The organism is Kiritimatiellia bacterium (assembly GCA_028715905.1).
Classification (GTDB): domain Bacteria; phylum Verrucomicrobiota; class Kiritimatiellia; order JAAZAB01; family JAAZAB01; genus JAQUQV01.
The window spans coordinates 1-4160 of sequence record JAQUQV010000108.1 but is presented as its reverse complement, the minus strand read 5'-3'; the positions used below and the strand labels follow the sequence as shown (position 1 = coordinate 4160).

5 protein-coding genes are annotated in these 4160 nt (G+C 55.4%); 4 read left to right on the top strand and 1 reads right to left on the bottom strand.

Translation table 11 applies throughout. From position 1 onward, the window contains the following. The 3 genes from PHP98_11810 to PHP98_11800 form a co-directional block, all read left to right on the top strand. Positions 1 to 325 (top strand): uroporphyrinogen decarboxylase family protein (locus PHP98_11810; GenBank protein ID MDD5484313.1); only part of this gene is annotated, 325 nt, incomplete at its 5' end. A 24-nt stretch (positions 326 to 349) separates the two neighbouring features. Continuing rightward, positions 350 to 871, top strand: coding sequence for a flavin reductase family protein (locus PHP98_11805; protein MDD5484312.1), 522 nt, complete (start codon positions 350 to 352; stop codon positions 869 to 871). Between the two features lie 118 nt (positions 872 to 989). Further along, complete coding sequence (locus PHP98_11800) at positions 990 to 1562, top strand: flavodoxin family protein (GenBank protein ID MDD5484311.1); 573 nt, start codon at positions 990 to 992, stop codon at positions 1560 to 1562. A gap of 77 nt (positions 1563 to 1639) precedes the next feature. Here PHP98_11800 and PHP98_11795 read toward each other — a convergent pair whose 3' ends face one another. After that, entirely contained in the window at positions 1640 to 2989 is a 1350-nt protein-coding gene (locus PHP98_11795; protein MDD5484310.1) for an ATP cone domain-containing protein, read from the bottom strand. 111 nt (positions 2990 to 3100) lie between these two features. Here PHP98_11795 and PHP98_11790 point away from each other — a divergent pair. Then, positions 3101 to 4160: OFA family MFS transporter (locus tag PHP98_11790; GenBank protein ID MDD5484309.1), on the top strand; the 1060-nt coding region annotated here is incomplete at its 3' end.

Here is a 4160-nt window from a genome sequence, read left to right as displayed (position 1 = left end):
GCATTCCTGCGGCAAGGCCGATGAAATCATGGGAGACATTATCAATGACATGCGTTACGACGGAAAACACTCGTTTGAGGACGCGATCATGCCGGTGGAGGAGGCCTACCGGAAATGGGGCCGGGAAATAGCGATTCTCGGGGGGATTGACCTTGATTTTGTCTGCCGTTCGTCCGAAGATGCCATCCGGAAGCGCGCCCGGGCCATGCTGGAGCTGGCCTCAAAAACCGGCGCTTACGCCCTGGGCACCGGCAACAGCGTGCCGGACTATGTTGACGACGAAAAATATTTCGCGCTGATCGGCGCGGCCATGCAGGGTGGATAAACGTTCATTGCCAAGGTTAAAATTATGCAGAAAAAAACGAATATTCAAAAGGCGCTCAAGAGAAAATACCCGGAGCAGATCGTCCTGGTGACCACGGCCGTGCCCGGGGGCGGGGCGAACATCATGGCCGTGGGCTGGACCGCCATCGCTTCCGAGGAGCCGTGCATGTTTATGCTCGGCATTGACGACGGCGCTTACACTTACCAGCTGATCAGAAAAACGAAGGAATTCGTGGTCGCTTTCCCGAATGAAAAGATGCGCCGGGAAGTTCTCTTCGCCGGCACCCGACACGGACAACATTGCGACAAAATCGCCGCCAGCGGTTTGCGTCTGCAAAAGGCCGGCAAAGTCAGGGCGCCTCTCCTGGCCGATGCGGTGGCTAATTTTGAGTGCAAACTTGTGCGCGTCTACCGCCCCGGCGACTGTCCCTTGGTTGTCGGCGAAGTCGTGGCCGCCCATGAAAATAAAAACGCAGGCCTGAAACGGCTTTATACGGTCGGCGCCGGTTATAAAATGGCGGGAGTCAGGGCGCGGATGAAAGGCTGAAGGCAGACTTGTCCGCCATAGTCCGGCACTGCCGGACGACGGCGGAAGGCAGAATTTATGAAGTGAAAATCCGACCGGTTCGGTAATTATTCAAACATCAGTCAAATGGAGTAATAAGATGAAAGCAGTAGCGTTTAACGGCAGTCCGCGCGCGGATGGCAACACTTTTCTCCTGCTGAACTGCGTCCTGGAGGAAATAAAACGTTCTGGCATTGAAACCGAGCTGGTGCAGGTCGGCAAATGCAATGTGCACGGGTGCCGCGCATGTTACCAGTGTTTCAAACAGGCCGACCGGCGCTGCGCCTGTGCGGATGACTGTGTTAATGAGTGGATTGAAAAGATGCTGGCGGCCGATGCCATTCTGCTCGGTTCGCCGACTTATTTCGCCGATATTACCTCGGAAATGAAAGCGTTGATTGACCGGGCCGGCATGACCGCCCGCGCCAATGGCGCGATGTTCAGCCGGAAAGTGGGGGCCGCGGTGGTAACAGTGCGGCGCGGCGGGGCGATTCACGCCTTTGATTCGCTCAACCATTTTTTCCTCATCAGCGATATGATTGTGCCGGGGTCAAGTTACTGGAACTTGGCTTTCGGCCGCGAGAAAGGCCAGGCCGCCAAGGACGAAGAGGGCATGCGCACCATGCAGACCCTTGGCCGCAATATCGCCTGGCTTTTAAAAAAAATCGCATAAAGCGCGCTGCCTGCTTGAAACATGCTCGGGCTGCAATCTGAAGGAATGTCGGACATTGTGGCTCGCGGAATTTAAAGTCAGCACTCATACTTGCCGCCGCCGATGAATTCGCGCAGCAGCGAGTCATCCCGTATCATCGCATCGTCGGCCGTTTCCTGCAGGGGCGCGAGGAAATCGGCCATGCGTTTGGCGCGGATATACGCGTCCTGGCGCTGCGGGTCGGTGCGATACTGCCGTATGGCCTCGGGGAACCACTGAAACACCTTGTTTTTCAGGACAGGAATTTCATAGGGCAGGGCGCTATTGATGAGGAAATCCGCTGTGGCGATGAAGGGAATGATGTTCTGCAATTCGCTGCGCCGGACATAATGCCAGTGCGTGATGGTTTCCAGCGGAAGAGAATTGCGGTGGAGTTTGTCGCGGATCATGCGCCGCATGAGGCGGTTGTCAGCCCAGCGCATGAAGATGTTGTCGTCGGAGCGGATTTGCCCCAGGGTTTCAATATAGATTTTGAAAATGCTGGCCGCGGGGATTCCCTGCGTCATTTCAGAAAAGAGGCCGTGCAAACTGTCCAGGAGAAGAAGCTGGTTCTTTTCCAGTTTCATGCTTTGGACGTTCAGCGTGCGTTTGCCGGTTTTGAAATTATAAAAGGGGACTTGAACCGTTCGGCCTTCAAGCAGGGCGCATAAGTGTTCGTTAATCAATGCCAGATCCAAAGAGTGGGGCGACTCATAATCGTAATCGCCGAATTCGTCTTTCGGGTGTTTTTCCAGGTCAAAAAAATAATTATCCATTATCAGCGATTTGAATTCAATCCCGTCCTGCTTTATTTTTTCGCCCAGTTTCATGGTGGTGGTTGTTTTGCCGGATGAAGAAGGCCCGGCCACGATGATCACGCGCGCCTTTTTGTTTTTGCTGACGATTTCCCGGGCGCAGCGGGTCAGTTCGTCTTCATAGCGCTGGTCGGAATCGCGGACCAGCCCGGCAAAATGCCCTTCGGATATTATCCGGTTTAAGCCGCGCACGGTGTCACAGCCGTGATTGATGTTCCAGCGGAGCACTTCATATATTTTCTTGTAGGGAATGTTATCCGTGATCTCAAAAGATTTTTCCCTTCTTGAGCGGGCCTGGGCGCGCTGGGAGCGGTAGGCCATATAAGTTTTCGCGGTTTCAGTCTGTCCTTTTTCCAGCAGAATTTTTTCCACAATGTCCTGGATTTCCTCAACGCTTGGCGTGGAATCATGGCCATAGCCGGCCACGAGCGCGCGCTCAACGTCAAGACTGACGGCGTCCGCCAGCGGCCGGTTGCCCTTCCCGATTGAGGCCATCGCCCTGAAAATGGCCGTCGCAATCCGATCGCGGTCATATGGCACGAGGTTGCCTTCGCGTTTGATGATCTTTTCCGGGCTTTTTCCTGATGCTGTCATGGCGTTGTTTGATATTTCTACCTGTTTTTTCTTTTTGTTTCTACCAAAAAAGCTTGTTTTCCAACTTTCGTTCGTATATTCCTTGCGCTTCAGCAAGGAAGGGGGGCGCGGATGGAAACTCCGTTGCAACGGAGCCGATGGGGCATTGCCGCCGCGGCGGTTGTGATGCAGCTTTGCCTCGGGACGGTTTATGCCTGGTCGGTTTTCAAGAAACCTTTGATATCGGCACACGGTTGGGGCGAAACGGCGACCCAAACTGCCTTCATGATTTGCATCGGCATGATCGGCGTCTGCGCCGCTTTTGGCGGGGCGTTGATGGATAAAATCGGCCCCAGGAAAGTGGCCGCGGCCGGCGGCGTCATGTTCGGCCTCGGAACCATTCTGGCTGGGCTGGCCGACTACACCGGCAATATTTTCCTCCTTTATCTGGGCTTCGGTTTTATCGGCGGCGGCGGCAACGGCCTGGCTTACGTTACTCCGATCGCGACCTTGATCCGCTGGTTTCCTGACAAACGCGGGCTGGTAACAGGCCTGGCTGTAATGGGATTCGGCGCCGGCGCGTTTTTTATGGGACAGACCGCTCCGGTCATGGTCAACCATATCGGTATTGCCCGGACCTGGTTTGTTTTCGGGGCAATATTTCTGGTCTTAACGGTTGCCATGGCCCGTTTTTTTAAAGATCCGCCGCGGGACTGGCTGCCCGATGGTTTTGTGCCGGCGACTGCCAGGGCGGCCACGCCGGCCGGCTCATTGACTTTCCGCGAAGCTTTTTCAACCCGCCAGTGGTGGATGCTTTGGACGCTTTTTTTTCTCAATATTTCCGCGGGAATCGGACTTCTTTCCCAGCTTTCCCCGATGGCCCAGGAAATCCAGAAAGATGTTATCCGGGATCCTGCCGCGCTTGCCGTCGCCGGCGGCGCCGTGCTATCAGTCGCGTCTCTTTTCAACGGCGCCGGCCGTTTTTTTTGGGCATGGCTTTCCGACGGCATCGGCCGGAAAACGGTTTTGCTCATCATGTTTGCCAGCGCGGCCTTGCTCTATGCGCTTTTGCCGCAGGTCAAAAACGTCGCTTTATTCACGGCGGCCGCCTGTTACCTGCTGGCGTGTTATGGCGGCGGATTCGCCGTCATGCCGGCGCTCGTGGCCGATTCTTTCGGCCCCGCCCATGTCG